This is a genomic window from Janthinobacterium sp. FW305-128 (assembly GCF_020858135.1).
GTDB lineage: Bacteria > Pseudomonadota > Gammaproteobacteria > Burkholderiales > Burkholderiaceae_D > Janthinobacterium.
Genome location: NZ_JACYMK010000001.1, coordinates 196,164 through 221,547, shown reverse-complemented (window position 1 = coordinate 221,547; position 25,384 = coordinate 196,164). Strand labels below are relative to the sequence as shown.

Annotated in this window: 24 protein-coding genes; 14 read left to right on the top strand and 10 right to left on the bottom strand. The window is 62.5% G+C overall.

The genetic code is table 11. From position 1 onward, the window contains the following. Positions 1-165 precede the first annotated feature (165 nt). Positions 166-672, top strand: a complete 507-nt coding sequence (gene moaC, locus IGS60_RS01015) for a cyclic pyranopterin monophosphate synthase MoaC (protein ID WP_070220374.1) — start codon at positions 166-168, stop codon at positions 670-672. On the opposite strand, the gene IGS60_RS01010 is transcribed toward moaC, so the two are convergent. Further along, positions 673-1,053: a DUF6713 family protein gene (locus IGS60_RS01010; RefSeq protein WP_230501851.1), complete on the bottom strand. Its 381-nt coding sequence runs from the start codon at positions 1,051-1,053 to the stop codon at positions 673-675. It lies immediately after the preceding gene. A 163-nt stretch (positions 1,054-1,216) separates the two neighbouring features. Here IGS60_RS01010 and IGS60_RS01005 point away from each other — a divergent pair, with 163 nt between their 5' ends. Next, positions 1,217-1,939: a flagellar brake protein gene (locus IGS60_RS01005; protein ID WP_070220379.1), complete on the top strand. Its 723-nt coding sequence runs from the start codon at positions 1,217-1,219 to the stop codon at positions 1,937-1,939. A 21-nt stretch (positions 1,940-1,960) separates the two neighbouring features. Here the strand turns inward: IGS60_RS01005 and IGS60_RS01000 are convergent, their stop codons facing one another. The 7 genes from IGS60_RS01000 to recA all read right to left on the bottom strand — a co-directional run bounded on the left by IGS60_RS01000 (position 1,961) and on the right by recA (position 9,101). Continuing rightward, the gene (locus IGS60_RS01000; RefSeq protein WP_070220381.1) at positions 1,961-2,425 is read right to left on the bottom strand and encodes a prepilin-type N-terminal cleavage/methylation domain-containing protein; all 465 of its coding nucleotides are present in this window, start codon (positions 2,423-2,425) and stop codon (positions 1,961-1,963) included. 216 nt (positions 2,426-2,641) lie between these two features. Then, a complete protein-coding gene (gene sucD, locus IGS60_RS00995; protein ID WP_034746085.1) occupies positions 2,642-3,523 on the bottom strand; it encodes a succinate--CoA ligase subunit alpha in 882 nt (293 codons plus the stop codon). A gap of 13 nt (positions 3,524-3,536) precedes the next feature. Then, on the bottom strand, positions 3,537-4,706 hold the full coding sequence (sucC, locus tag IGS60_RS00990) for an ADP-forming succinate--CoA ligase subunit beta (protein WP_070220383.1): 1,170 nt from the start codon (positions 4,704-4,706) through the stop codon (positions 3,537-3,539). 75 nt (positions 4,707-4,781) lie between these two features. After that, positions 4,782-5,342 (bottom strand): DUF2889 domain-containing protein, encoded by a 561-nt coding sequence (locus tag IGS60_RS00985; RefSeq protein ID WP_070220385.1) that lies wholly within the window; start codon positions 5,340-5,342, stop codon positions 4,782-4,784. Between the two features lie 278 nt (positions 5,343-5,620). After that, positions 5,621-7,159: a class I SAM-dependent methyltransferase gene (locus tag IGS60_RS00980; RefSeq protein WP_230501848.1), complete on the bottom strand. Its 1,539-nt coding sequence runs from the start codon at positions 7,157-7,159 to the stop codon at positions 5,621-5,623. Between the two features lie 155 nt (positions 7,160-7,314). Next, positions 7,315-7,770: a recombination regulator RecX gene (gene recX / locus IGS60_RS00975; protein ID WP_034788658.1), complete on the bottom strand. Its 456-nt coding sequence runs from the start codon at positions 7,768-7,770 to the stop codon at positions 7,315-7,317. A 227-nt stretch (positions 7,771-7,997) separates the two neighbouring features. Further along, positions 7,998-9,101 carry a recombinase RecA gene (recA, locus tag IGS60_RS00970; RefSeq protein ID WP_070220389.1) on the bottom strand — a complete coding sequence of 368 codons (1,104 nt, stop codon included), beginning with the start codon at positions 9,099-9,101 and terminating at the stop codon, positions 7,998-8,000. A 254-nt stretch (positions 9,102-9,355) separates the two neighbouring features. Between recA and IGS60_RS00965 the strand changes: the two genes are divergently transcribed. The 5 genes from IGS60_RS00965 (at position 9,356) to IGS60_RS00945 (ending at position 15,301) form a co-directional block, all read left to right on the top strand. Then, positions 9,356-10,090 (top strand): response regulator transcription factor, encoded by a 735-nt coding sequence (locus tag IGS60_RS00965; protein WP_070220391.1) that lies wholly within the window; start codon positions 9,356-9,358, stop codon positions 10,088-10,090. Then, entirely contained in the window at positions 10,087-11,625 is a 1,539-nt protein-coding gene (locus IGS60_RS00960) for a sensor histidine kinase (RefSeq protein ID WP_230501846.1), read from the top strand. The genes IGS60_RS00965 and IGS60_RS00960 overlap by 4 nt, the downstream gene beginning before the upstream one ends. Further along, positions 11,618-11,932: a DUF4212 domain-containing protein gene (locus IGS60_RS00955; RefSeq protein ID WP_230501844.1), complete on the top strand. Its 315-nt coding sequence runs from the start codon at positions 11,618-11,620 to the stop codon at positions 11,930-11,932. The genes IGS60_RS00960 and IGS60_RS00955 overlap by 8 nt, the downstream gene beginning before the upstream one ends. Next, complete coding sequence (locus IGS60_RS00950; protein ID WP_070311680.1) at positions 11,929-13,977, top strand: sodium:solute symporter family protein; 2,049 nt, start codon at positions 11,929-11,931, stop codon at positions 13,975-13,977. The genes IGS60_RS00955 and IGS60_RS00950 overlap by 4 nt, the downstream gene beginning before the upstream one ends. Before the next feature lie 109 nt (positions 13,978-14,086). Next, positions 14,087-15,301 carry a 6-phosphofructokinase gene (locus tag IGS60_RS00945; RefSeq protein ID WP_230501841.1) on the top strand — a complete coding sequence of 405 codons (1,215 nt, stop codon included), beginning with the start codon at positions 14,087-14,089 and terminating at the stop codon, positions 15,299-15,301. 123 nt (positions 15,302-15,424) lie between these two features. On the opposite strand, the gene IGS60_RS00940 is transcribed toward IGS60_RS00945, so the two are convergent. Beyond that, positions 15,425-16,282: an IclR family transcriptional regulator gene (locus tag IGS60_RS00940; RefSeq protein WP_230501838.1), complete on the bottom strand. Its 858-nt coding sequence runs from the start codon at positions 16,280-16,282 to the stop codon at positions 15,425-15,427. 162 nt (positions 16,283-16,444) lie between these two features. On the opposite strand from IGS60_RS00940, the gene IGS60_RS00935 reads away from it, so the two are divergent. After that, complete coding sequence (locus IGS60_RS00935) at positions 16,445-18,061, top strand: GMC family oxidoreductase (RefSeq protein ID WP_230501836.1); 1,617 nt, start codon at positions 16,445-16,447, stop codon at positions 18,059-18,061. Positions 18,062-18,182: 121 nt separating this feature from the next. Next, positions 18,183-19,514, top strand: a complete 1,332-nt coding sequence (locus IGS60_RS00930; RefSeq protein WP_230501834.1) for an MFS transporter — start codon at positions 18,183-18,185, stop codon at positions 19,512-19,514. A gap of 65 nt (positions 19,515-19,579) precedes the next feature. Here the strand turns inward: IGS60_RS00930 and purM are convergent, their stop codons facing one another. Further along, on the bottom strand, positions 19,580-20,623 hold the full coding sequence (purM, locus tag IGS60_RS00925; protein ID WP_034788683.1) for a phosphoribosylformylglycinamidine cyclo-ligase: 1,044 nt from the start codon (positions 20,621-20,623) through the stop codon (positions 19,580-19,582). A gap of 188 nt (positions 20,624-20,811) precedes the next feature. Here purM and IGS60_RS00920 point away from each other — a divergent pair, with 188 nt between their 5' ends. The 5 genes from IGS60_RS00920 (at position 20,812) to folK (ending at position 25,290) form a co-directional block, all read left to right on the top strand. Beyond that, the gene (locus IGS60_RS00920) at positions 20,812-21,894 is read left to right on the top strand and encodes an AI-2E family transporter (protein WP_230501832.1); all 1,083 of its coding nucleotides are present in this window, start codon (positions 20,812-20,814) and stop codon (positions 21,892-21,894) included. Positions 21,895-22,102: 208 nt separating this feature from the next. Next, a complete protein-coding gene (hda, locus tag IGS60_RS00915) occupies positions 22,103-22,771 on the top strand; it encodes a DnaA regulatory inactivator Hda (RefSeq protein ID WP_058048421.1) in 669 nt (222 codons plus the stop codon). Next, the gene (locus tag IGS60_RS00910) at positions 22,771-23,442 is read left to right on the top strand and encodes an HAD family phosphatase (protein WP_070220747.1); all 672 of its coding nucleotides are present in this window, start codon (positions 22,771-22,773) and stop codon (positions 23,440-23,442) included. Before hda ends, IGS60_RS00910 begins: the two co-directional genes overlap by 1 nt. Next, positions 23,435-24,814 (top strand): polynucleotide adenylyltransferase PcnB, encoded by a 1,380-nt coding sequence (gene pcnB, locus IGS60_RS00905; RefSeq protein WP_230501830.1) that lies wholly within the window; start codon positions 23,435-23,437, stop codon positions 24,812-24,814. Before IGS60_RS00910 ends, pcnB begins: the two co-directional genes overlap by 8 nt. After that, complete coding sequence (gene folK / locus IGS60_RS00900; RefSeq protein WP_230501828.1) at positions 24,814-25,290, top strand: 2-amino-4-hydroxy-6-hydroxymethyldihydropteridine diphosphokinase; 477 nt, start codon at positions 24,814-24,816, stop codon at positions 25,288-25,290. The genes pcnB and folK overlap by 1 nt, the downstream gene beginning before the upstream one ends. The last annotated feature ends 94 nt before the right edge of the window (positions 25,291-25,384 follow it).

The following is a 25,384-nucleotide window of genomic DNA, read 5'->3' as shown; positions in this document are numbered from 1 at the left end:
GCAGCCATGCCGCAGCGGCGTTTTCAAGTACGATCGGAAGGGGAGTTTTTGAATTCACGGGTGCTATCATACCTTGTTAGCGGCGCCCATTCCCACGCGCCATGCCAGTGGCATGGGGCCGTGATTCGGCCTGCCGCGCCCCCGTTCCTCACCTATTTTGACGCCATGACAACAGCAGACAAGCAAGCCCCCGCCGGGGAACTGACCCATTTCGACGCCACGGGCCAAGCCCATATGGTCGACGTGGGCAGCAAGGAGGACACGCGCCGCAGCGCCGTGGCCGCCGGCACCATCCGCATGCAGCCGGCCACCCTGGCCTTGATCATTTCCGGCAACGCCAAGAAAGGCGACGTGCTGGGCATTGCCCGCATCGCCGCCATCATGGGCGCCAAGCGCACCAGCGACCTGATTCCCCTGTGCCATCCGCTGGCCCTCACGCGCGTCACCGTCGATTTCGACGTGGATGAAGCGGCCAACAGCGTGCATTGCCGCGCCCAGGTCGACACCACGGGCAAGACGGGCGTGGAAATGGAAGCGCTCACGTCCGTGCAGATCGGCTTGCTGACAATCTACGACATGTGCAAGGCCGTCGACCGGGGCATGGTCATGACGAATGTGCGCGTGCTGGAGAAGCATGGCGGCAAGTCGGGCGATTGGCACGCGGAAGTGTAACTATGCCGCCTGGCGCGCCAGCCGGCCCCGGATGCGGCGCAAGTCGCACAGCAGCCAGACGGCGCAGCCCAGGCACAACGCGATGATGGCCATGGACAGGGGCAAGTGGAATTGTTCCAGTCCTGCCAGCGCAAAGCCGGCATGGATCAGGCATGTCCCCACACCCAGCGCGGCGCAGACACAAGCATACAGGGGCGCTCGCGGGGTGGCCAGCAGCACGTGCCGGTAACCGGCCAGCACCACGGCAATCGCCGCCAGGTTAAACACGAGAAAACCCTGCACGCCGCCCGGCACGTGAAACATCTCCCACTCTTTCCAGTAGGCAGCGTCGATTTGATGCAGGATCAGGAACAACATGGTCCAGAAGTAGCTGCGTGGCATAAGATTTACATTCGTCAATATTGACGCAATTGTAAAGCCTGCACCGCGCACCGGCACATGCCCATGATATTTTTCGATGCGAAAGTGAATTTCATTGATAGGAATGCTTTTTCATCAAGAAATCATGCATACTGCGAGTCGACCATATCCAGATGAGCATCGCATGACAAGCAACACGCCCGCCGCGGAAAGCAAGCTCCAGGACTTCGAATTCGAGGCCATGAATCTGCAGGTGGGGGGACGCATCCAGTTCATCACGCACCGCACCATCAAACCGATCCAGCATTTCTCGACCGTGATCGGCTATGTGAAAGACGAGTACCTGATCGTCAAGATTCCCATGGAAAACGGCGCCTCCATCGTGCTCAACGAAGGCGACAAGCTGACCATCCGCGTGTTTTCCGGCATCACCGTCTGTTCGTTTGCGTGCAGCGTGCTGCGCCTCTTCGGCCGTCCGCTCAACTATGTGCACCTGAGCTTTCCCGACGCCATCCAGGGCACCAGCCTGCGCACGGCCATGCGCGTCAAGGTGGAGATTCCCGCGCAGCTGAGCTACCGCGACGTGGCGGCCGTGCCCGTGTTCATCGTCAACCTCAGCGTCTCGGGCGCGCTGATCGAGGCACCCAGCATGCTCACGCCCGATGAAGAAGGCGTCGCACTGAGCTTTACCCTGCTGGTGCAGCCGAACAAGCATCAGATGCGCGTCAACACGCGCGCCCGCATCCAGAACGTCAGCGTGGGCAAGCCGTCCAATGGCCACGCCGCCGGAGTGGCCGAAATCTATACGTATGGCGTGCAATTCATCGACCTGGAACCGACCCACTACACCCTGCTGCAAAACCTCACCTATGAAGCGCTGATCGCGGACCGGCAAAAAATCGTCTGACACGGGCGCGGCAGGTGCCGCTTACTGCGTCGCCACCACCTTGGGAATATTCGTGCGGGTAATCGCTTCCTTGGCTGCCGCATTCGTCACGGTGGTGCTGTTAAACCAGCTCAGGCTGCTGGTGCCGAGTTGCAACTCCATGTTCACCTTCTGACCGCCCAAGCCACTGCCCAGGTCGCCCGCCAGGGTCAGCTCGATATTGCCCTTGTCGACCTTGGCGCCGGCCACTTCGCGCGTCGGGCTGAACACGGGGATGGCGCTGGGCACGGCTTCGGTGGGGGTACTGCAGGCGGCCGCCTCGCCGCCATTTTCCTGCACGCACAGGGCCACGGCCGTCTTCAGGGGCGCAGCAGCGGCCAGCACGTTGCTGACCTTGGCCCGCATCGTATAGTCGCCGTACTGGGGAATGGCCACGGCCGCCAGGATGCTGGCGATGGCCACCACGATCATCAGTTCTATCAGGGTAAATCCGCTTTGCGCGCGCATCGCATCCTCCCGGAGTGCAGTTGGTCACGCCGTGCATGGTGCAAGCGCCGTGCCAGCGGCGCCCCGGGGCGGCGTTGGCAGGCATGGAAAGAAAAGCGACGCATTTGGGCGGATTCGGACCAGCGCCGTCGCCCCAGGGCGGGAATCGGCCTGTCTTGCGGACAAAAAAAAAGGAGCCGAAGCTCCTTTTTTTATACTGCATGAATCAGGCTGAAATTACAGCATGGCTTTCAGCAGACGCGCCATTTCCGACGGGTTTTTGGTCACGGTGATGCCGCAAGCTTCCATGATTTCCAGCTTGGCTTGCGCCGTATCGGCACCGCCCGAGATCAGCGCGCCGGCGTGGCCCATGCGCTTGCCTGGAGGAGCCGTTACGCCAGCGATGAAGCCGACGACCGGTTTTTTCATGTTGTCTTTGATCCAATAAGCCGCGTTGGCTTCGTCCGGACCGCCGATTTCGCCGATCATGATGACCGCGTCGGTATCTGGATCATCATTGAACATCTTCATGATGTCGATGTGCTTCAGACCGTTGATCGGGTCGCCGCCGATGCCGACTGCCGACGATTGGCCCAGGCCCAGTGCGGTCAGCTGACCCACTGCTTCATAGGTCAGGGTGCCCGAACGGGAAACGACGCCGATACGGCCCTTCTTGTGGATGTGACCTGGCATGATGCCGATCTTGATTTCGTCTGGCGTGATCAGGCCTGGGCAGTTAGGGCCCAGCAGCAAGGTTTTGCTGTTGGCTTTAGCCATGCGGTCTTTCAGGGCCATCATGTCGCGGACAGGAATGCCTTCGGTGATGCAAATGGCCAGATCCATTTCAGCTTCGACAGCTTCCCAGATCGCCGCTGCCGCGCCTGCTGGCGGCACGTAGATCACGGAAACGTTGGCGCCGGTTTCTTTTTTCGCTTCGGTAACGTTAGCGAAAATAGGAATGCCTTCGAAATCTTCGCCGGCTTTCTTCGGGTTCACGCCTGCCACGAAGGCAGCTTTGCCGTTCGCGTAGTCGCGGCATCCGCGGGTGTGGAACTGGCCGGTCTTGCCGGTGATCCCTTGGGTAACGACTTTGGTATCTTTATTGATCAGAATGGACATGTTGATTCCTTAATTAAGCTTGACCGGCAGCAGCGGCAACGACGCTCTTGGCTGCATCTTCCATGGTGTCGGCTGCGATGATAGGCAGACCGGAATCGGCCAGCATCTTTTTGCCCAGGTCTTCGTTGGTGCCCTTCATGCGCACGACCAGCGGTACGTTCAGCGAAACGGCTTTCACTGCGGCGATGACGCCTTCAGCGATCACGTCGCAACGCATGATGCCGCCGAAAATGTTCACCAGGATGGCTTTCAGGCCTGGGTTTTTCAGCATGATCTTGAACGCTTCGGTCACTTTTTCTGCCGTGGCGCCGCCGCCGACGTCCAGGAAGTTGGCTGGCTCGCCGCCGAACAGTTTAATCGTGTCCATGGTGGCCATGGCCAGGCCGGCGCCGTTCACCAGGCAACCGATGTTGCCGTCGAGCGAAATGTAAGCCAGGTCGAATTTCGACGCTTCGATTTCCGCTGGATCTTCTTCGTCCAGGTCGCGCAGGGCGACGATTTCCGGATGACGGAACAGGGCGTTCGGGTCAAAGTTGAACTTGGCGTCCAGGGCGATGACCTTGCCGCTGCCGGTGACGATCAGCGGGTTGATTTCGGCCAGCGAGCAGTCGGTTTCCCAGTAGGCTTTGTACAGGCCTTGCAGGTTGGCGCGCGCGTCGGCGATGGAACCGGCAGGCACGCCGATTTTGGCGGCGATGTCGTCTGCCTGGGCATCGGTCAGGCCAACGCCCGGATCGATGGTGACGTGGTGGATCTTCTCAGGGTGGCTCTCGGCCACTTCTTCGATGTCCATGCCGCCTTCGGACGATGCCATCAGGACGATTTTCTGGGTAACGCGGTCGGTGACCAGCGAAACGTACAGTTCTTGCTTGATGTCGGCGCCCTCTTCCACCAGCAGGCGGTTGACTTTCTGGCCTTCGGCGCTGGTCTGGTGCGTGATCAGCTGCATGCCCATGATCTGGTCAGCGTATTCCTTGACCTGTTCCATCGATTTTGCCACTTTCACGCCGCCGCCCTTGCCGCGGCCACCTGCGTGGATCTGCGCCTTGACAACCCATACCGGGCCGCCCAGGGTTTCCGCAGCCTTGACGGCTTCTTCGACGGACATGCACGGAATACCGCGTGGTACCGTCACTCCGTGCTGCCGGAGGATTTCTTTGGCTTGATACTCATGGATTTTCATGCTGGCTTCCCTTCTGATACTGATGTGTAAAAATACGGTTAGTGGTGCAAAAAAACAGGAAATACAGCGCCGGGGTCACGCTTTGGCTACCCAGCGCGGGTAATACTGTGCAACCGCCCCGCCATCGGTGCGCAGGGCGTGGCATTTGTCGAGTTGAAACGGCTTTTCATGCGATAAGTCAGCATTCGCACCGTCACGGGTCGACCAGACATCGCCGGCAAATGCCTGAACCGTCGCAGTCGGCAAGACTTGCGCCAGTTCGGTCAAATGGGTACAGCCGGCGATTCCCGCCAGGCGCTGTTTCAAGTCGCGGCGGAAATTCTTCAATAAATTCAATCCGATCAGCGCCCTGTAAGCGGGGCCGATGGTATCGCAAAAACCGGGATAGGGCACGGCATCGGAGGCAGCTTCGGCCTCGACAATGGTCAGTGCGCGATCGACGGTAATGCGTAAATGGAGGTCATGCAGAGGGGCGCCGGCGGGACGGGGGCCGGAGGCCAGGGTCGCGTCATAGCTTTTGATATCGGTGATATGGGCGTCAATATCCCACAGGCCGTCGTCGCGCATATACGCTTGGACGTCGATAACGCGGGAGTGCCGTAGGGCGCGCCGGGATACGGGAGTTGACAGGGGCATAAGACCGATGCCGCTTGCGCGGCCATAATTAGTAAGCAGCCATGTGCCTAAAGCACTCTGTTCGCAGCTTCTACGAACAGCAACCGCACCTGCGGCGCCGCAAAAACCCTAAAAGTGTAGCACACAGGGCGCTAGTTGCGCCGCAACATAATTTTTTATTGCTTGTGCCGCCCGCCGCAAATCATTAACGGAAATCGCAAAATCAATGACGATCATTCGCAATTCAAATAACTTGGCAGCAGGCTTGCCGGCACCGGCAGGCTGGCCGGCACCGTACCTCAGTCAGTCACACCCAGTGCGCGTAAAACAGGCAAGATGCGCGCGGAAAAATGCTGTGCCTGCGCCAACAATTCGGCCAGGTTTTCCTCTTCCGTCAACAAGGGCTGCCCATCCTTCGTCATCAGCTGCTTCAGGCGCAGCAGCACGGGCCACGTCGTGCGCACCCAGTCTTGCGGCGTTGGACAACCTTGCAGTTTCGCCCACAGGAAGAGCTGTTGTAAATGCGATACAACCACACCGCCGCCCGTCAGGGGGCTGGCGAGGATGTGCAAATCGCTTCTTGCCAGCGCCTGCTCCAGCAAGTGTGCATTCAGGCGTGCCGTCTGCGGCCGCGCCGCGGCGATGCCGGCCTCGTCCTGGACGGCAGCCACGCTGCCCTTGCTGGCCAGTACCAGCATAATCTGCAGCAAGGCGGCCAGACTGGCTTCGCTGCCAGCCAGTTGCTGCTCCAGTTCGCCTATCGTGTACACGCGATGGTCAGCCATGGCGTCCAGCACGGGCGCATAGACGCGCTCGTCCATATCGGCGTCGCCCAGCACGCCGTGCACGCTCAACACCACTTCGTCGCGGGGCACGGCCAGCATCACGCGCACGGCCCGCAAGGCACTGGCCTGGGCGAACGGCGTCAGCCTGCGTGCGCCCTTGACCCAGTAATCCCTGCGGAATTGCTCGTTGACGAGGAAGGAGCGCGTCGTCTCGCGAAAAATAGGATCGGGTATCTCGGCCAGGAACTGCTGGTGCTCAGCCGTCAGGTTCAGCATGTCGACCAGAGCGGTATAGTTGGCGGACGCGGCGAACTCGAGCTTGGCCTCGCCCAGCATGGCCGCGACGCTGGAAAAGGCCATAGGCTGCCAATCGGCATTGAAATACTCATGGGCAAGATAATGTCCATCCATCGCCTTGAGTTTTTCGAAGCGGTCCGCCAGTTGCGGGTTGGCGTCCAGGTAGCGCGGTTGCGTGGCGATCATCCTGTCGACGAAATCGATGGCGCCAGCGACTCTGGCCAGCACGCCCTGGCCCGGGGCGCTCATGACGCGGCTATGTTCGGCCAGCAAGTCGCGCATCGGCATCATTGCGGCCCAGCCTGGCTGCGTGTTGTAGCTGATGAAGACGACACCGCCAACTTTCAGCTTGCGCCGCAGGAAGTCGACGATGAGCGCGCGATTTTCCGCCGAAACCCAGCTCCAGATCCCATGCAGGCAGATAAAGTCAAAATCGGGCAAGTCGTCGCGGCAACAAAACTGCGCGAACGATTCATCCGTGAACTGCGCGCCAGCGTCGGCCGCGTTGGCCAGCTCCTGCGCAAAGGCGGCCTGGGACGGATTGAAATCATTGCCGTGCCAGCGCGTGGCGGACGCCGCCGCATGGATGTTGGCGCTGACGCCCTGGCCAAAGCCCAGCTCGCAAGCCGTGCCGCTGGCAGGCAAGGCCAGGCCGGCGGCCAGCAAGGGCAGGCGCAGGCGCAGAGGATTCAATTCTTCGTAATAGCCATAGGTATAGGCGATTTCGGCCACATAGCCGGCATTCCAGTTGCTCATCTTGCATCCTGTCACGATCAGTGGTGCTGCGCGCATCGCACAGCGTTCGAGCGCCAGCATACCCGATCGCGCAGCGTGACCATACTGGAATCAGACGATGTTTGAAAGCGCAGTTCTTGGCGGCACGGCGTGGCGGCCGGGCAGCCCTGGATGAGCTATTCCTCGTCGGGATCCAACCCCTTCAAGGCCACCTGCACGGCGCGCTGCGAAAAACCGCGCTGCATCAAAAAACGCATCTGCTTGTTGCGCTGCTCGGCATCCTGCGCCACCTGACCAAACTTGCGGCGCCACACCTCGCAGGCGCGCGCCACTTCCCCTTCGGCCAGGCCCGCCTTGAGTTCCTGCAACGCTTCTCCCCCGATGCCATGGCTTTGCAGCTCCGCCATGATGCGGCTGTTGCCGAAACGGGCCGAACGACGGTGGATCAGCGACTCGGAAAAGCGCTCCTGCGACAGCCAGTTGGCTTGTTCCAGGCTGTCGAGCAAGGCTTCCACGTCGTCGCCTTCCTGCGCATGGCGCTGCAGCTTGCGCCGCAATTCCATGCGGCTGTGTTCACGCATCGACAGAAAGCGTAGCGCCCTGCCCTTCAGGCTTAGTTGTACTGCGGCCATACACCCACCTTGTCTTTCATTCCACAATCACATCACCCAAACACAATCGCCGCCCGGCGCAACAGCGCGGGACGGCGATCATGGTCACACCTTGCAGCAAGCCATGCGTAGGTCGGATTAGGCCCCTTGGGCCGTAATCCGACAACATTGTTGACGTCTGATCCGACAACATTGTTGATGTCTGTGGTGCTGTCGGATTACGCGCGGCTTTGCCGCGCTAATCCGACCTACTCTGCCTTGGTTTCCGCAGCCTTGGCAGCCTTGTCGGCGGCCTTATCCGCTTTTTCCGGCTTTTCAGCGGCCAGCGGCGGCAGTTCGCGCACGCCCAGCGAAGCGCGGACCTTGTTTTCGATTTCGCGGGCCAGCGCCGGACGCTCTTGCAGGAAGGCACGGGCGTTGTCCTTGCCCTGGCCGATGCGTTCGCCGTTGTAGCTGTACCACGAACCGGATTTTTCCACGATCTTGGCATCCGAGCCCAGGTCCAGGATTTCGCCTTCGCGCGAGGTGCCGGCGCCGTACAAGATGTCGAAGTGCGCTTCCTTGAACGGCGGCGCGATCTTGTTCTTGACGACCTTGACCTTGGTTTCGTTGCCGATCACTTCATCGCCGGACTTGATCGAGCCGGTGCGGCGGATGTCCAGGCGCACGGAGGCGTAGAATTTCAGCGCATTGCCGCCCGTGGTCGTTTCCGGGCTACCGAACATCACGCCGATCTTCATGCGGATCTGGTTGATGAAGATGACCAGGGTATTCGTGCGGTTGATGGAACCGGTCAGCTTGCGCAGCGCTTGCGACATCAGGCGCGCCTGCAAACCTGGCAGGGAATCGCCCATGTCGCCTTCGATCTCGGCGCGTGGCGTCAGTGCGGCCACGGAGTCGATGACGACGAGGTCGACGCTGCCCGAACGCACGAGGGCGTCGCAGATTTCCAGTGCCTGCTCGCCCGTGTCCGGTTGCGAGATCAGCAATTCATGCAGGTTCACGCCCAGCTTTTGCGCGTAACCGACGTCGAGCGCGTGCTCGGCATCGATAAAGGCGCAAGTGCCGCCCAGTTTTTGCATTTCGGCGATGGTTTGCAGGGTCAGCGTGGTTTTACCCGACGATTCCGGACCGTAGATTTCCACCACGCGGCCGCGCGGCAAGCCGCCCACGCCCAGCGCGATATCGAGGCCGAGCGAACCGGTCGACACGACTTGCACTTCTTCGATCGGTGCGCTGGCATCCATGCGCATGACCGAACCTTTGCCAAACTGCTTCTCGATCTGCGCCAGTGCGGCGGCGAGCGCCTTGGCTTTTTCCGATGCGGGTACTACAGCTTTTTTATCGTCCATATGTTCTTTCAGCCGTTCTACAGTTGCGGATTCACGTGACGCATCTACGTGAACCGTGCAGCCTGCGATAGCGCCAGTGGGTTAAATTCTTTACACAGACAGTACTGTATAAAAAAACAGTGATCAATGCAAGCGGAACGTGGATTTGTTTTGAAACAGATCAATACAAGCCTGGTTTTTCACAAAAACTCGCCACCTTGCGGGAAATGAAACACAATACAAGCTTCTATGCCGCAAGCCGAGGAAGTCTCACCATGCGTATTTTACTTGCCGAAGATGACAGCGTCCTGGCCGATGGCCTGACCCGTTCGCTGCGCCAGTCGGGCTATGCCATCGACTGCGTCAAAAATGGGCAGGAAGCCGATACGGCCCTGTCCACCCAGGAATTCGACTTGCTGATACTCGACCTGGGCCTGCCGAAGATGTCCGGCCTGGAAGTGCTGCGCCGCCTGCGCGCGCGCGCCTCGCTGCTGCCCGTGCTGATCCTGACGGCCGCCGATTCCATCGAACAACGCGTGAATGGCCTCGACCTCGGTGCCGATGATTATATGGCCAAGCCGTTCGCCCTGTCGGAACTGGAGGCAAGAGTGCGCGCCCTGACGCGCCGCGGCGCCGGCGGCGGCGCCACCATCATCAAGCATGGTCCCCTCAGCTACGACCAGGTGGGGCGCAGCGCCTACATCAACGACCAGATGCTCGACCTGTCCGCGCGCGAACTGGGCTTGCTGGAAATCCTGCTGGGCCGCACCGGCCGCCTCGTCTCGAAAGAGCAGCTGGTCGACCACCTGTGCGAATGGGGCGAGGAAGTGTCGAACAACGCCATCGAAGTGTATGTGCACCGCCTGCGCAAGAAGATCGAGGTGGGCGGCGTGCGCATCGCCACCGTGCGCGGCCTCGGCTATTGCCTGGAAAAATACTCGGAAGCGGCGCGCCTGAACGCCGAAGCGGGCGAGTCGGCAGCCCCGGCCAGCGGGTCCGCCAGCAAGTGAAGGCACGCGAGGCGCCAGCGGACGAGCCGGGCGACGACGACTGGTTCGAGCCGCCCACGACGGAGCAGGATGACACCATCGAGCATTCGCTGTTCGGCGAAATCCTCGACTGGATGCTGGCGCCCCTGCTGCTGCTGTGGCCGATGAGCATCGCCATCACCTATCTGGTGGCCAAGGGCATCGCCAATCAGCCCTTCGACCATGCGCTGGAAGACAGCGTCACCGTGCTGACGCAACAGGTCAAGCAGGCCGACGGCGCGCTGCTGCGCCGCGTGCCGGACAAGAACAGCAAGAACAAGGGCCGCGACTTCCTGCGCGGCGACGACGTCGACACCCTGTATTACCTGGTGGTGGGTCCGCGCGGCGAATACCTCGACGGCGACCGCGACTTGCCGCCGCCGCAGGACCCCGACAAATACCGCAGCGGCATGGTGCTGTTTCGCAACGACACCATCCACGGCACGCCCGTGCGCGTGGCGTTCAGCTATCTCGATATTCCCGCCGGCAACGACGATGAACCGCACCGCGCGCTGGTGCAAGTGGCCGAGACGCTGGAAAAGCGCGCCCAGCTGGCCAATGAAATCATCAAGGGCGTGATTTTGCCGCAGTTCATCATCCTGCCCGTGATCCTGGCCCTGGTCTGGTTCGCCCTGGCGCGCGGGCTGTCGCCGCTGGCGCAATTGCAGGAACGCATACGCGCCCGGCCGCCCGACGATTTATCTCCCATCGAATCGGGCCAGGTGCCCGAGGAAATCACGCCGCTGGTTGGTTCGCTCAACGAGATGCTGGCGCGCCTGTCGCTGTCGATCGACATGCAGAAACGCTTCATCGCCGATGCGGCGCACCAGATGAAGACGCCGCTGGCCGGCATGCGCATGCAATCGGAGCTGGCCCTGCGCCAGACCGACCACGACGAGATTCACCGCTCGCTGCTGCAGCTGGCGAAAAGCTCGGAAGCGGCCACGCGCCTGGTCAACCAGCTGCTGGCCCTGGCACGCGCGGAAAACCAGCCGCAGGCGGGCACGGCATTCGAGCCGATCGAACTGAGCGAACTGGCGCGCGGCGTGGTGCAGGACTGGGTGCAAGCCTCGTTTGCCCAGCATATCGACCTGGGCTTCGAACAGCCCGCGTATTCAATCATGATTTCCGGCAATGCCATGATGCTGCGCGAGCTGCTGAGCAATCTGATCGACAATGCCCTGCGCTACACGCCAGCTGGCGGCAGCGTCACGGTGCGCGTGCGCAGCACCCTGGAACTGGCCATCCTGGAAGTGGAAGATACGGGGCCCGGCATTGCGCCGGCAGAGCGGGCCCACGTGTTCGAGCGCTTTTACCGCATTCTTGGCAGCAATGTCGACGGTAGCGGCCTGGGCCTGGCCATCGTGCGCGAGATTGCGCAGCAGCATGGCGCCGAAGTCGATATTTTTAACAATCCGCGCGCCACTTCGCCGAAGCTGCCAGGCACCCTGCTGCGCCTGAGCATCGCCCTGCTGTTGCCGGAAGCGCCAGAAGAGGATGACATCACGTATGGATAAGCCCAGCCTTCCCGCGGCGCCGCTGCCGCCCGCGCGCGCACCCAGCCCCGAGCTGCAGGCGCGCCGCGACGCCCACTGGCGCAAGACGCGGCGGCTGACGGCCATCCTGCTGCTGGTCTGGCTGCTGACGGGCTTCCTGACCGTGTTCTATGCGCGCGAGCTATTGCACCTGAACCTGTTCGGCTGGCCCCTGCCCTTCTACATGGCGGCCCAGGGCGCCTCGCTCGTCTACCTGGCCATCATCGCCTTGTATGCCTGGCGCATGCGGCGCCTGGACCGGGAATTCCATGCCGAGGAGCAAGCATGAGCGGCCAGCGCAGCTTCTTTGCGCGCCTGTGCCGCTACTACCTGCTGTTTACCGCCGGTTTCGCCGCCTTCCTGCTGGCCCTGTCGGTACTGGAACAGGAAGGCATGCCGCGCGCGTGGATCGGCTACCTGTTCATGCTCGTCACCATCACGCTGTACGCCACCATCGGCGTCATCAGCCGCACCTCGAACGTCACCGAATACTATGTGGCGGGGCGCCGGGTGCCGGCCATGTTCAACGGCATGGCCACGGCCGCCGACTGGATTTCGGCCGCCAGCTTCATCAGCCTGGCGGGCGGCCTGTACCTGAACGGCTTCGACGGCCTGGCCTTCATCATGGGCTGGACGGGCGGCTATTGCCTGGTGGCGCTATTGATCGCGCCCTACCTGCGCAAGTTCAGCCAATACACGATTCCCGATTTCCTCGCCGCCCGCTACGGCAGCGGCACCGACAAACGGGGCGCCAGCGTGCGCGTGGTGGCCGTGGCCGCCACCATCATCGTGTCGTTTACCTATGTCGTGGCGCAGATCTACGCCGTCGGCCTGATCGCCTCGCGCTTCACGGGCGTGGATTTTTCCGTCGGCATCTTCCTGGGGCTGGCCAGCATCCTCGTCTGCTCCTTTCTGGGCGGCATGCGCGCCATCACTTGGACGCAGGTGGCGCAGTACATCATCATCCTCGTCGCCTTTCTGATTCCCGCCATGTGGCTGTCGGTCAAGCATGCGGACAATCCCGTGCCGCAGATCGCCTATGGCAAGGTGCTGCCGCAACTGAGCGCGCGCGAACACGTGCTGGAAACGGACCCGAAAGAAAACGAAGTGCGCGCCATCTTCCGCCAGCGCGCGCAAAGCTACCAGGCGCGCATCGACGGCTTGCCCGGCTCCTGGGAGCAAGGCCGCCTGGCGGCCCAGCGCCAGCTCGACAGTTTGCGCCAGCGCAATACCTCGCTGTTCGACATCCGCAACGCGGAGCGCTACCTGATCGCCTATCCCAAAAGCCCCGACGAGGCACGCGTGCTGTGGCAGGCCATGCAGGCGCAAAACCAGAAACGCGCCGAGCCGATCATTCCGCACGCGCAACCGTTTCCCGCCGCCGACCGCGAGCAATCCGATATCAAGCGCAACAATTTCCTGGCCCTCGTGTTTTGCATGATGCTGGGCACGGCCGCCCTGCCCCACATCCTCATGCGATCGTACACCACGCCGTCCGTGCACGAAACGCGCGTGTCCGTGTTCTGGACCCTGTTTTTCATCCTGTTGATCTATCTCACGATTCCCGCGCTGGCCGTGCTGGTCAAGTACGATATTTACTCGGCCCTGGTCGGCACGCAATACGCGAACCTGCCCACCTGGGTGTCGTACTGGGCCAACGTGGACAAGCTCAGTCCCCTGATCAGCATCGTCGACGTCAACCGTGACGGCATCGTGCAACTGGCGGAAATTTCCATCGACGCCGACGTGCTGGTGCTGGCCACGCCCGAGATCGCCGGCCTGCCCTACGTGATTTCCGGCCTGGTGGCGGCCGGCGGCCTGGCCGCCGCCCTGTCGACGGCCGATGGCTTGCTGCTGGCCATCTCGAACGCCCTGTCGCACGACGTCTATTACAAGGTGGTCGATCCCAGCGCCTCGACGCAAAAGCGCGTGACGATTTCCAAATTGCTGCTGCTGGCCGTGGCCTTCATCGCCGCCTATGCGGCCTCGCAAAAGCCGGCCGACATTTTGTCGCTGGTGGGCGTGGCCTTCTCCCTGGCCGCCTCGACCCTGTTCCCGCCGCTGGTGCTCGGTGTCTTCTGGCAACGCGCCAATTACCAGGGCGCGCTGGCCGGCATGCTGACGGGCTTTGGCGTCTGCCTGTACTACATGCTGCATACGAGCACCATGCTGGGCGGCAATGCCAGCGGTCAATGGTTTCATATCGCTCCTATTTCCGCCGGCATCTTCGGCGTGCCGGCCGGCCTGGCCGCCGCCATCCTCGTCAGCTGGCTGACGCCGGCGCCGGGACGGCGCAGCAGGGGGTTGGTCGAGCATATCCGGGCGCCGGAATGAATAGGCAGGCCGGCCCGCCAGATCAATTCCCCTTGGGGCATAGGGAAAAGACAGCGTCCCGCTAAAAAAGGAGTAGGCTGGAGGGCCGCTTTACTTACGAGGAGATCCCATGCCGTCTGGAAAAATTCTTGTTGCCCAGGGAGGCGGCCCCACCGCCGTCATCAACCAGTCGCTGGTGGGCGTGGTGCTCGAATCGCGGCGTTTTCAGCACGTCACGCGCGTGTATGGCGCGCTGCATGGCGTGCGCGGCATCATCAATGAAGAGTTTGTCGACCTGACGCAGGAAACCAGCCACAACCTGGAACTGGTGGCGGCCACGCCGTCCTCGGCGCTCGGTTCCACGCGCGACAAGCCCGATATTGCCTACTGCCAGCAAATCTTCGAAGTGCTGCGCGCGCACGAAATCGAGCACTTCTTTTACATCGGCGGCAACGACTCGTCCGACACGGTGCGCATCGTCAGCGAGGAAGCGCACAAGGCCGGCTATCCGCTGCGCTGCATCCACATCCCGAAAACCATCGACAACGACCTGGTGGGCAGCGACCACACGCCCGGCTTTCCCTCGGCCGCGCGCTTCGTCGCGCAAGCGTTCGCCGGCGCCAACCTCGACAACGCGGCCTTGCCCGGCGTCTATGTGGGCGTGGTGATGGGCCGCCATGCGGGCTTTCTGACGGCCGCCTCGGCGCTGGGCAAGAAGTTCCCCGACGATGGCCCGCACCTGATCTATCTGCCCGAGCGCGTCTTCGTGCTGGAAAATTTCCTTGCCGACGTGAAGGCCACCTATGAAAAGTATGGCCGTTGCGTGATCGCCGTGTCGGAAGGCATCCACGATGCATCGGGCGAGCCGATCGCCAGCCTGCTCGCCAAGGAAGTGGAGCGCGATGCGCATGGCAACGTGCAATTGTCCGGCACGGGCGCGCTGGCCGACCTGCTGTGCGACGAAATCAAGGCCAAGCTCGGCATCAAGCGCGTGCGCGGCGATACCTTCGGCTATCTGCAGCGCTCCTTCATCGGCTGCGTTTCCGACGTCGACCAGCGCGAAGCCCGCGAAGTGGGAGAAAAGGCCGTGCAGTTCGCCATGTGGGGCGACCGCGACGGCTCTGTTGCCATCAAGCGCACGGGCTTTTATTCCGTCGACTACGAACTGCTGCCGCTGACCGACGTGGCGGGCAAGACACGGACCATGGAAGACGAGTTCATCAGCGCCAGCGGCACGGACGTGACCGATGCCTTCCGCCTGTATCTGCGTCCGCTGCTGGGCTCCGGCATGCCCGATGCGTTCCGCCTGCGGGCGGCCAAGGTGGCGAAGGTCCTGAAACCTTAAACACCTGACCAAACCTACTGCGCGTCGCGCGTCGCGGCCTGCGATGCTCACTGCCTCGGCCGCCCCGTGCCCAGCACAGCTGCGCGTCTCGATCACGACTCACATCCGCTCGCTACGGTTTTGTTAGGTGTTGTGAACCGTTTCTGCCAGCAGCAGCGGTCGCAGCTTGACGGCCGCTTCCTTGAGCTCTGGCACGTGCTGCATCAGCTGCTCCACGGACTTTCGCGCCACGGGCGCGTGGCAGGCGACGGCCGCCACGATGCGCCCGTCGGCCGCGCAGATGGGCACGGCCACGGCCACCATGCCGTGCACGAATTCCTCGTCGTCGATGCCGATGCCCAGCCGCGCGATGCGCACGATCTCGCGCTCGAGCAGCACGGGATCGGCGATGCTTTTCGGCGTGCGCGCCTCCAGGGTCAGCATGGCCAGCAATGCGCGCCGCTCCAGCAAACTCATGTGCGCCAAGAACAGCTTGCCGCTGGCCGTGCAATGCATGGGCGCGCGCGTGCCCAGCACCAGGTGCAGGCGCAGAGGTTCCTGCGTTTCCACGCGGTCCACGTAGACGACGGCATTGCCCTCGGGAATGGCCAGATTGCACGTCTCGCCCGTGGCCGCCACCAGGCTGCCCAGGATGCTGCGGCTCACGCGGATCAGGGCATTGTTGCGCAAGGTCGCCAGCGCCAGGTTGGTCGATGCGGCACCCGGTACATAGCCGCGCCCCACGGGCGTGCGCAGCACATAACCATGCTGTTCCAGGGTATCGAGCAGACGCATCATGCTGGCTTTCGGCACCTGCATGCGCGCCGCCAGCTGCGACAAGGTCAGGGGCTGGCTGGCGCTGGCCAGGTGCTCGATCAGGCGCAGCACGCGCAAGCCGCGCGCCTCGTCGCCATGGCTGGCCGCCGCGCCGGCCCCAACCGCTCCACCCGCCGGGCTGTCTTCTTCGGCCTCGGCCTGCCGTTTTTGAAACGCATCATGCATGTTCTGTTTCACCTCTCGCGTATGCGGCGGTTTCCGCTTGTCCCGGTGCTGCACGTCTTTTATAAATGGAACCAGACGTTCCAAAATAATCAATAAAGACCAGTGTATCGCAAAAAACGCCCGCCGAGGCAAGCTGATACCGCAACGCAGGAGACAAGCACCATGTTGCAAACACACTACGATTACATCGTCGTCGGCGCCGGTTCCGCCGGCTGCGTGCTGGCCAACCGCCTGTCGCACGACAGCAACCACCGGGTATTGCTGCTGGAAGCGGGCGGCAAGGACAACAATCCTTGGATACACGTGCCGGTCGGCTATTTCAAGACCATGCACGACCCGAAGCTGGACTGGTGCTACCGCACGGAAGCGGACGCCGGCATCGCCGGGCGCCAGTTGCAATGGCCGCGCGGCAAGGTCCTGGGCGGCTCCAGCTCGCTCAACGGCTTGCTGTACGTGCGCGGACAGAAAGAGGACTACGACCGCTGGGCCGAACTGGGCAACGCAGGCTGGAGCTATGCCGAGGTGCTGCCCTACTTTAAAAAATCGGAAGACCAGGAACGCGGCGCCAGCGACTACCACGGCGTGGGCGGCCCGTTAAAGGTGTCGGACCTGCGGCTGCGCCGCCCCATCGCCGAGCACTTCATCGCCGGCGCCACGGAAAGCGGCATCCCCTTCAATGCCGACTACAACGGCGCCACGCAGGAAGGCGTCGGCTACTTCCAGCAGACGGCCAGCAAGGGCTTGCGCTGGAGCACAGCCAAAGCCTTTTTGCGGCCCGCCCGCAAGCGCGCCAATCTGCGCGTGGAAGTGCGCGCGCAAATCACGCGCGTGCTGTTCGAGGGCAAGCGCGCCGTCGGCATCGAGTTCTGGCAGGATGGCCAGCTGCGCCAGGCGCGCGCCAGCGGCGAAGTGATTTTATGCGCGGGCGCCATCGGCTCGCCGCAAATCCTGCAATGCTCGGGCGTCGGGCCGCGCGCGCTGCTCGAGCAAGTGGGCGTGCCGCTCGTGCACGACTTGCCCGGCGTGGGACAGAACCTGCAAGACCATCTGCAAATCCGCCTCGTCTTCAAGACGCGGCTGAAAACCCTGAACGATGAAGTCAACAGCCTGTGGGGCAAGCTGTGGGTGGGCATGCAATATGTGTTTTCCCGCTCCGGCCCTCTCACCCTGGCGGCCAGCCAGGTGACGGTGTTTACCCGCTCCTCGCCCGAGGTGGAACGGCCCGACATCCAGTTCCACATGCAGCCGCTAAGCGCCGACAAGCCGGGCGAAGGCGCCCATCCGTTTTCCGCGTTTACGTCGTCCGTGTGCCAGCTGCGCCCGCACAGCCGCGGCCACGTGTCGATCAAGTCCGCCGATCCCCTCGCCTACCCTGGCATTTATCCCAATTACCTGTCCGACCCGCGCGACCAGCAAACGGCGATTGCCGCCCTGCGCGTGGCCCGAAAAATCGCCTCCGCGCCGTCGCTGGCGCCGCACATCATTTCAGAGTTCGTGCCCGGCCCGCAGTTCGAGACGGATGCGCAGCTGCTGGACGCGGCACGGCGTTTCAGCCAGTCGATCTACCATCCGAGCGGCACCTGCAAGATGGGCCACGACGACATGGCCGTCGTCGACGAGCGCCTGCGCGTGCACGGCATGCAGAACCTGCGCGTGGTCGACGCGTCGATCATGCCGGAAATCGTCTCGGGCAATACGAACGCGCCCACCATCATGATCGCCGAAAAAGCGGCCGACATGATCCTGGCGGACGCCGTGCGGCTGCCGCAGGCGGCCTGACCCACCCATTCCATTCCCGGCAAGGAGGATGTCAGCGGCGGGCAGGCGGCCCCGCCTCCAATGACCCGGCGACAAGCCAGGCATCAAACACATAATCGATATCGATTGGAGACTAGATATTATGGATAACAATCCGAACAATCCCAAAAAGGCCAAAGAGCTGCGGAAAGTCGTGATGGCCAGCGTGATCGGCGCCACCATCGAGTGGTACGACTTCTTTTTATACGGCGTCGTGGCCGGCATCGTATTCAGCAAACTGTATTTCCCGGGCGGCGATCCGCTCGTCTCGACCATGCTGGCCTACGGCACCTTCGCCGTGGGCTTTCTGTCGCGTCCCATCGGCGGCGTGATCTTCGGCCACTTCGGCGACAAGATCGGCCGCAAGAACATGCTGGTCATGACCCTGATGATCATGGGCATCTCCACTTTCCTGATCGGCGTGCTGCCGACCTACGACCACATCGGCTACTGGGCGCCGGGCCTGCTGCTGTTCCTGCGCGTGCTGCAAGGAATCGGCCTCGGTGGCGAATGGGGCGGCGCCGTACTGATGGCGTATGAATATGCGCCCCCAAAAGAGCGCGGCTTCTACGCCAGCCTGCCGCAGATCGGCCTGGCGATCGGCCTGTGCCTCGCGTCGGGCGTGGTGGCGATCCTGTCCTACAGCCTGACCGACGCGCAATTCCTGTCCTGGGGCTGGCGCGTGGCCTTCATCCTGTCGGCCGCCCTCGTCTTCATCGGCATGTGGATACGCCTGAACGTGATGGAAACGCCCGAGTTCCAGGCCGTCAAGGAAAAGAACGCGGAGACGCAGATTCCATTTTTCGACCTGCTGAAGCGCTATCCGGGCAATGTATTAAAAGGCATGGGCGCGCGCTATATCGACGGCGTGTTCTTCAATATCTTCGGCGTGTTTTCCATCACCTATCTGACCAACACCATCAAGATCGCCCGCACGGAAGCGCTGATGGGCGTGATGGCGTCGGCCGTCGTGATGTGCTTTTGCATCCCCTTCTTCGGCCGCCTGTCGGACCGCATCGGCCGCAGCAAGGTGTTCTTCTGGGGCTCCTTGATCACGGGCGTGTCGGCCATTCCCGCCTTCTGGATCATGCTGCACCACGCCGGCAATCCGCTGCTGCTGTGGTGTTCCGTGATCATCCCGCTGGGCGTGCTGTATTCGGCCGTGTACGGCCCGGAAGCGGCCTTGTTCTGCGACCTGTTCGACGCCAAGGTGCGCTACACGGGCATCTCCTTCGTGTACCAGTTCTCCGGCATCTTCGCCAGCGGCCTGACGCCCATCATCGCCACCTACCTGCTCAAGACGGGCAACGGCGAGCCGTGGCACATCGTCGGCTACATCCTGTTCGCCTCCCTCGTCTCGGCCGTCAGCGTGGCCATGATCGGCAGGGGCGGCTCGCAGCCCGACGGGCGCATGAAGCCGGTGCACGCAAGGTAAGCTATCGCGGCGTAAAAAAAGGCAGGCCTCTTGCGAGCGCCTGCCTTTTCCATGCGTGCTGAAACTTAGATCACGATCGTCTGGTGCTCGTCGCCCACGCGGGCGCGGATGGTGCCGATGCGCGAGACGGTTTCGCCGGCCGCTTGCAATTGCGCGATGGCGGCGTCCGCGTTTTCCTGCGAAACGATGACGGTCATGCCGATGCCGCAGTTGAAGACGCGGTGCATCTCGGCGTCAGCCACGCCGCCGTGCTGTTGCAGCCACGTGAACAGCGGCGGCATGGTCCATGCCTTCGAGTCCAGTTCGGCCACCAGGCCAGGCTGCAGCACGCGCGGGATGTTTTCCACCAGGCCGCCGCCGGTGATGTGCACCATGCCCTTCACTTCCATAGCGTCCATCAGCGCCAGCAACGGCTTGACGTAGATGCGCGTCGGCTGCATCAGCACGTCGGCGAGTTTACGGCCGTGGAAGTCGCCTTCCAGGTCCGGCTTCGCCACTTCGATGATCTTGCGCACCAGCGAGTAACCGTTCGAGTGCACGCCCGACGAGGCCAGGCCCAGCACCACGTCGCCCGGGGCGATCTTGGTGCCGTCGATGATTTTCGATTTTTCCACGGCGCCGACGGCAAAACCTGCCAGGTCGTATTCGCCGGCCGGGTACATGCTCGGCATTTCCGCCGTTTCGCCGCCGATCAGCGCGCAACCCGCTTGTTCGCAACCCTGGGCGATGCCCTTGATGACGTCGGTGGCGATGGCCACGTCCAGCTTGCCGCAAGCAAAATAATCGAGGAAGAACAGCGGTTCGGCGCCTTGCACGAGGATGTCGTTGACGCTCATGGCGACGAGGTCGATGCCGACCGTGTCGTGGCGGTTCAGTTCGAACGCCAGGCGCAATTTCGTGCCCACGCCGTCGGTGCCCGAGACCAGCACCGGTTCCTTGTACTTCTTGCTGATTTCAAACATGGCGCCAAAACCGCCCAGGCCGCCCATCACGCCTTCGCGCAGGGTGCGCTTGGCAAACGGCTTGATTGCTTCGACTAAAGCGTCGCCTGCGTCGATATCGACGCCAGCGTCACGGTAGGAAAGGGAAACATTTGAAGTCTGGTTCATGGTGTGGTGGCAGCGGAGGCGGTAAAATAGAAGGCGGATACCCGCCGGCACGCGCGCGCAAGCATGTTTTTCAACATCGTGCGGCAGGGCGCCAGCGGGTGAATTCGGTCGATCAAGACGCTATTTTATCAAACTGCCCCGCCATTTCGTAATTAACTGCCTTTTTTTAACGCAACAGCACAAACTCCATGCCATTCGCCATCACCGCCGAACAGAAGCAAACAGCATTTTGGATCGCGGTCTGGCTGGCATTCTTGCTGCTGCTCGTCAGCCTGGGCCCCATCCTGACGCCCTTCCTGGCCGCCGCCATCCTCGCCTACGTGCTCAATCCCGGCGTGGACCGCTTGCAGCGCCTGCATTACCGGCGCTTTTACTTGCCCCGTCCGCTGGCCGTGCTGGTCGTCGTAGTGTTGTTTTTCCTCGCCATCACGGCGCTCGTACTGATCGTCGTGCCCGTATTGCAAAAGGAAATCCCCTTGCTGCAGGCGCAAATTCCGCAATTCCTGAGCAAGGCGAACGAGTTCCTGGCGCCGAAACTGCGCGACCTGGGCATCCGCGTGCGCCTGGACGGTACGGGCATCAAACGCATGCTGAGCCAGCAGATGGCCACCAGCGGCGATGAAATCTGGAGCACCGTGCTGGCCTCGGCCCGCATCGGCGGCACGGCCGTGCTGGGCTGGCTGGCCACCGTCGTGCTCATTCCCGTGGTGCTGTTCTATCTGTTGCTGGACTGGCATCCGATGCTGGCGCGCATCGCCGGCGCCGTGCCGCGCCGCTGGGTCGGCCGCACGGTGGGCATGGCGCAGGAAGTCGACACCCTGCTGGCGCAATACCTGCGCGGCCAGTTGCTCGTCATGCTGGTGCTGGCCACGTATTACTCGGTGGCGCTGGCCATCGCCGGTTTTGAAGTCGCATTGCCTGTGGGCATCATCACGGGCTTGCTGGTGTTCATCCCCTACCTGGGCTTCGGCCTGGGCCTGATGCTGGCGCTGATCGCCGCCCTGCTGCAGTTTGCCGACTGGAGCGGCGTCATCGCCGTGGCCGTCATCTATGGCTGCGGCCAGGTCATCGAGGGCTTTTTCCTCACGCCGCGCCTGGTGGGCGAGCGCATCGGCCTGAACCCGCTGGCCGTGATCTTCGCCTTATTGGCTTTCGGACAATTGTTCGGTTTCGTCGGCGTTTTGCTCGCTTTACCCGCTTCTGCCGTCCTGATGGTCGCTTTTAAGCATCTAAGACGCCACTACCTGTCCAGCACCTTCTATAATGCGTGACAAGGTGACTGACATAAGCGACATAAGCGACTGCGCGTCGCACTTTGCGGCCGGCGATGCTCACCGTACTCAAGTACGGTTGCGCTTCTCGGCCACAAATCGCTGCCGCTCGCTACGCTTCTGTCAGGCACCCGACACAAAAATGTTAAACTAACAACAGCGACGACGACGCACAAGCAGTAATGAAAAACAGGACAAGGCGTACGCCATGAAACAACTGGTGCTCGATTTAGGCACAGACCAGGCGCACAGCCTCGATACCTTCGAGGTGGGACAGAATGCCGAAGTGGCGCAGCTGATGCGCCAGTTCGCCGCGCGCACGTCACGCGAACATTTTGCCTACCTGTGGGGCGAACTGGCCGCCGGCAAGAGCCACCTGCTCAAGGCACTGGCCAGCACCGAGCGCGCGCGCTACATTTCGCCATTCTCGATCGAGTCCGAATTCGTGTATTCGCCCGACGTGGACCTGTACCTGCTCGACGACTGCGAAAAGCTGTCGCCGCTGGCGCAGATCGACGCCTTTGCCCTGTTCAATGAAATCCGCGCCAACAAGGCCTTCATGGTGTGCAGCGGCGCCGTGCCGCCGGCCGTGCTGCCCGTGCGCGAAGACTTGCGCACGCGCATGGGCTGGGGCCTGATCTACCAGATCCACGGCTTGACGGACGATGAAAAAATCGCCGCCCTGACCCAGGCGGCCACCACCCGCGGCTTGACCTTGTCGCCCGGCGTGTTACCCTATCTGCTGTCCCATTTCCGGCGCGACATGCGTTCGCTGTCGACGATGCTGGACTCTCTCGACCTCTACTCCCTGGAAACCCAACGCCCGATCACCTTGCCATTGTTGCGCGAGTTGCTGCAGGCGGAAGCGAAAGAATGATGAATCTGGCCCTGTTTGACCTCGACCACACCCTGCTGCCCATCGACTCGGATCACGAGTGGGGCGAATTCCTGGTACGCATCGGTGCCGTGGACGCCGCCGAATTCACCCGCCGCAACGACGAATTTTTCGCGCAATACCAGGCCGGCACGCTCGATCCGGTGGAATACCTGGAATTCTCGCTCGGCACCCTGGCGCAATTCCCGCGCGAACGCCTCGAAGCGCTGCACCGCCAATTCATGGCCGAAGTGGTCTTGCCGGCCATCCGCCCGGAAGTCGTTGCCCTGCTGAAACAGCACCAGGACGCGGGCGATTTGCTGGCCATCGTCACGGCCACCAACCATTTCATCACCAAACCCATCGCCGATGCACTGGGCGTCGAGCATCTGCTGGCTGCCATGCCCGAATATGACGACGCAGGCAATGTCACGGGCAAGCTGCTGGGCACGCCGACCCTGGGCGCGGGCAAGCTGACCCACACCCACGCCTGGCTGGAAAAGATGGGCAAGGAACTGGGGCAGTTCGAGCGCAGCTATTTTTACAGCGATTCGCACAACGATATTCCCTTGCTGTCGGTCGTGACCCACCCGGTCGCGACCAATCCCAACACCGCTTTGAGCGCACACGCATCCCTCCACGGCTGGCCATCACTCCACTTATTCAATGATTAAAAAATTCATCCGCAAGATCCTCGGCGTTAAAAAAGAGGCAGCGCGCGACACCACGGCACCCATCGTGCTCGGTCCTGCGCAACACGGAATCGACCCGAAACTGGTATCGTCGAATGCCATCCGCGTCACCAGCAGCCTGCAGGAAGCAGGCTTCGAGGCCTTTGTCGTCGGCGGCGCCGTGCGCGACCTGCTGCTGGGCGTCAAACCCAAAGACTTCGACATCGCCACCAACGCCACGCCGGAACAGGTCAAGCGCTTGTTCCGCCGCGCCTTCATCATCGGCAAGCGCTTCCAGATCGTGCACGTGATGTTCGGCCAGGATTTGCTGGAAGTGACGACTTTCCGCGGCGCCGGCGCCGATTCCGCGCCCAAGGATGAACATGGCCGCGTCCTGCGCGACAACACCTTCGGTTTGCAGCACGAAGACGCGCTGCGCCGCGACTTCACCATCAACGCCATGTACTACAACCCGGCCACGCAGGAAGTGCTCGATTACCACGGCGGCGTGGAAGACATCCGCGCCAAGACCTTGCGCATGATCGGCAAGCCGGAAGAGCGCTATCGCGAAGACCCCGTGCGCATGCTGCGCGTGGTGCGCTTCGCCGCCAAGCTGAAATTCACCATCGAGCCGCACACGGCCGCGCCGATTCCCGTCATGGCACCGCTGATCAACAACGTGCCGGCGCCGCGCGTATTTGACGAAATGCTCAAACTTCTGATGAGCGGCCACGCGCTGGCCTGCCTGCAGCAGCTGCGCAAGGAAGGCTTGCATCACGGCCTGCTGCCGCTGCTCGACGTGGTGCTGGAACAGCCGCTGGGCGCGAAATTCGTCACCCTGGCGCTGGACGCCACGGACCAGCGCATCGCCGCCGGCAAGACCGTCTCGCCGGGCTTTTTGTTTGCCTCGCTGCTGTGGCACCAGGTGCTGGAAAAATGGACGGCCTACCGCGCCGCCGGCGAGTCGACCATCCCCGCGCTGCACCTGGCGGCCGACGACGTGCTCGATTCGCAGACGGAAAAACTGGCCTTGCAGCGCAAGATCGGTTCCGACATGCGCGACATCTGGTCGATGCAGCCCCGCTTCGAGCGCCGGGTCGGCAAGGCGCCGTACAAACTGCTCGAGCACCTGCGCTTCCGCGCCGGCTACGACTTCCTGCTGCTGCGCTGCGCCTCGGGCGAGATCGACGCGGACATCGGCGAATGGTGGACGGCCTTTTATGAAGGCGACGAGGAAACGCGCGAAGCGCTGCTCGTCAGCGCGAATGCCGCGCCGGGCGCCGTCAAGAAGAAGCGCCCGCCGCGCCGCAGCACGCGCAGCAAGACGGGCACAGGCGGAGGAAGCACCACCACCGGCAGCAGCAGCGGCGAATAATGTCAGTAATCGCTTACATCGGCATCGGCGCGAACCTGGGCGACGCGCGCGCGAATGTGCAGGAGGCGATCGCGCGCCTGGCGCGCCTGCCCGGCGCCAGCTTGCTGGACGCCTCGGCCAGCTACCGCACGGCACCCATCGATTCCAGCGGCGACGACTACATCAACGCCGTGGCGCGCATCGAGACCACCCTGCCGGCGGAGGAACTGCTGCTGGCCCTGCACGCCATCGAGGCGGCGCACGGGCGCGAACGGCCCTACCGCAATGCCCCGCGCACCCTGGACCTGGACTTGCTGCTGTACGGCGATGCACAGATCGCCAGCGCCACCCTGACGGTACCCCATCCGCGCCTCACCGAGCGCGCCTTCGTGCTGGTGCCGCTGCTGGCCCTGGCGCCGGCCATCGTCGTGCCCGGACTCGGGCCAGCGCAAGGCTACCTGGCGGGCGTGGCCGACCAGGCCATCATCCAGCTCTGAGCGCCATGCGGCATTGCTCTACAATGCCACCCCTGCACGCCGCCATATAAAGTACTACACTAGCGGCGTCGCAATAGCATCACCCCCCATTCAC

What these genes read in the sequence shown, in the direction of transcription:
- moaC (WP_070220374.1), top strand. Translation starts at nt 166, where the DNA reads ATGACAACAGCAGACAAGCAAGCCCCCGCCGGGGAACTGACCCATTTC.
- IGS60_RS01010 (WP_230501851.1), bottom strand. Translation starts at nt 1,053, where the DNA reads ATGCCACGCAGCTACTTCTGGACCATGTTGTTCCTGATCCTGCATCAA.
- IGS60_RS01005 (WP_070220379.1), top strand. Translation starts at nt 1,217, where the DNA reads ATGACAAGCAACACGCCCGCCGCGGAAAGCAAGCTCCAGGACTTCGAA.
- IGS60_RS01000 (WP_070220381.1), bottom strand. Translation starts at nt 2,425, where the DNA reads ATGCGCGCGCAAAGCGGATTTACCCTGATAGAACTGATGATCGTGGTG.
- sucD (WP_034746085.1), bottom strand. Translation starts at nt 3,523, where the DNA reads ATGTCCATTCTGATCAATAAAGATACCAAAGTCGTTACCCAAGGGATC.
- sucC (WP_070220383.1), bottom strand. Translation starts at nt 4,706, where the DNA reads ATGAAAATCCATGAGTATCAAGCCAAAGAAATCCTCCGGCAGCACGGA.
- IGS60_RS00985 (WP_070220385.1), bottom strand. Translation starts at nt 5,342, where the DNA reads ATGCCCCTGTCAACTCCCGTATCCCGGCGCGCCCTACGGCACTCCCGC.
- IGS60_RS00980 (WP_230501848.1), bottom strand. Translation starts at nt 7,159, where the DNA reads ATGAGCAACTGGAATGCCGGCTATGTGGCCGAAATCGCCTATACCTAT.
- recX (WP_034788658.1), bottom strand. Translation starts at nt 7,770, where the DNA reads ATGGCCGCAGTACAACTAAGCCTGAAGGGCAGGGCGCTACGCTTTCTG.
- recA (WP_070220389.1), bottom strand. Translation starts at nt 9,101, where the DNA reads ATGGACGATAAAAAAGCTGTAGTACCCGCATCGGAAAAAGCCAAGGCG.
- IGS60_RS00965 (WP_070220391.1), top strand. Translation starts at nt 9,356, where the DNA reads ATGCGTATTTTACTTGCCGAAGATGACAGCGTCCTGGCCGATGGCCTG.
- IGS60_RS00955 (WP_230501844.1), top strand. Translation starts at nt 11,618, where the DNA reads ATGGATAAGCCCAGCCTTCCCGCGGCGCCGCTGCCGCCCGCGCGCGCA.
- IGS60_RS00950 (WP_070311680.1), top strand. Translation starts at nt 11,929, where the DNA reads ATGAGCGGCCAGCGCAGCTTCTTTGCGCGCCTGTGCCGCTACTACCTG.
- IGS60_RS00945 (WP_230501841.1), top strand. Translation starts at nt 14,087, where the DNA reads ATGCCGTCTGGAAAAATTCTTGTTGCCCAGGGAGGCGGCCCCACCGCC.
- IGS60_RS00940 (WP_230501838.1), bottom strand. Translation starts at nt 16,282, where the DNA reads ATGCATGATGCGTTTCAAAAACGGCAGGCCGAGGCCGAAGAAGACAGC.
- IGS60_RS00935 (WP_230501836.1), top strand. Translation starts at nt 16,445, where the DNA reads ATGTTGCAAACACACTACGATTACATCGTCGTCGGCGCCGGTTCCGCC.
- IGS60_RS00930 (WP_230501834.1), top strand. Translation starts at nt 18,183, where the DNA reads ATGGATAACAATCCGAACAATCCCAAAAAGGCCAAAGAGCTGCGGAAA.
- purM (WP_034788683.1), bottom strand. Translation starts at nt 20,623, where the DNA reads ATGAACCAGACTTCAAATGTTTCCCTTTCCTACCGTGACGCTGGCGTC.
- IGS60_RS00920 (WP_230501832.1), top strand. Translation starts at nt 20,812, where the DNA reads ATGCCATTCGCCATCACCGCCGAACAGAAGCAAACAGCATTTTGGATC.
- hda (WP_058048421.1), top strand. Translation starts at nt 22,103, where the DNA reads ATGAAACAACTGGTGCTCGATTTAGGCACAGACCAGGCGCACAGCCTC.
- IGS60_RS00910 (WP_070220747.1), top strand. Translation starts at nt 22,771, where the DNA reads ATGAATCTGGCCCTGTTTGACCTCGACCACACCCTGCTGCCCATCGAC.
- pcnB (WP_230501830.1), top strand. Translation starts at nt 23,435, where the DNA reads ATGATTAAAAAATTCATCCGCAAGATCCTCGGCGTTAAAAAAGAGGCA.
- folK (WP_230501828.1), top strand. Translation starts at nt 24,814, where the DNA reads ATGTCAGTAATCGCTTACATCGGCATCGGCGCGAACCTGGGCGACGCG.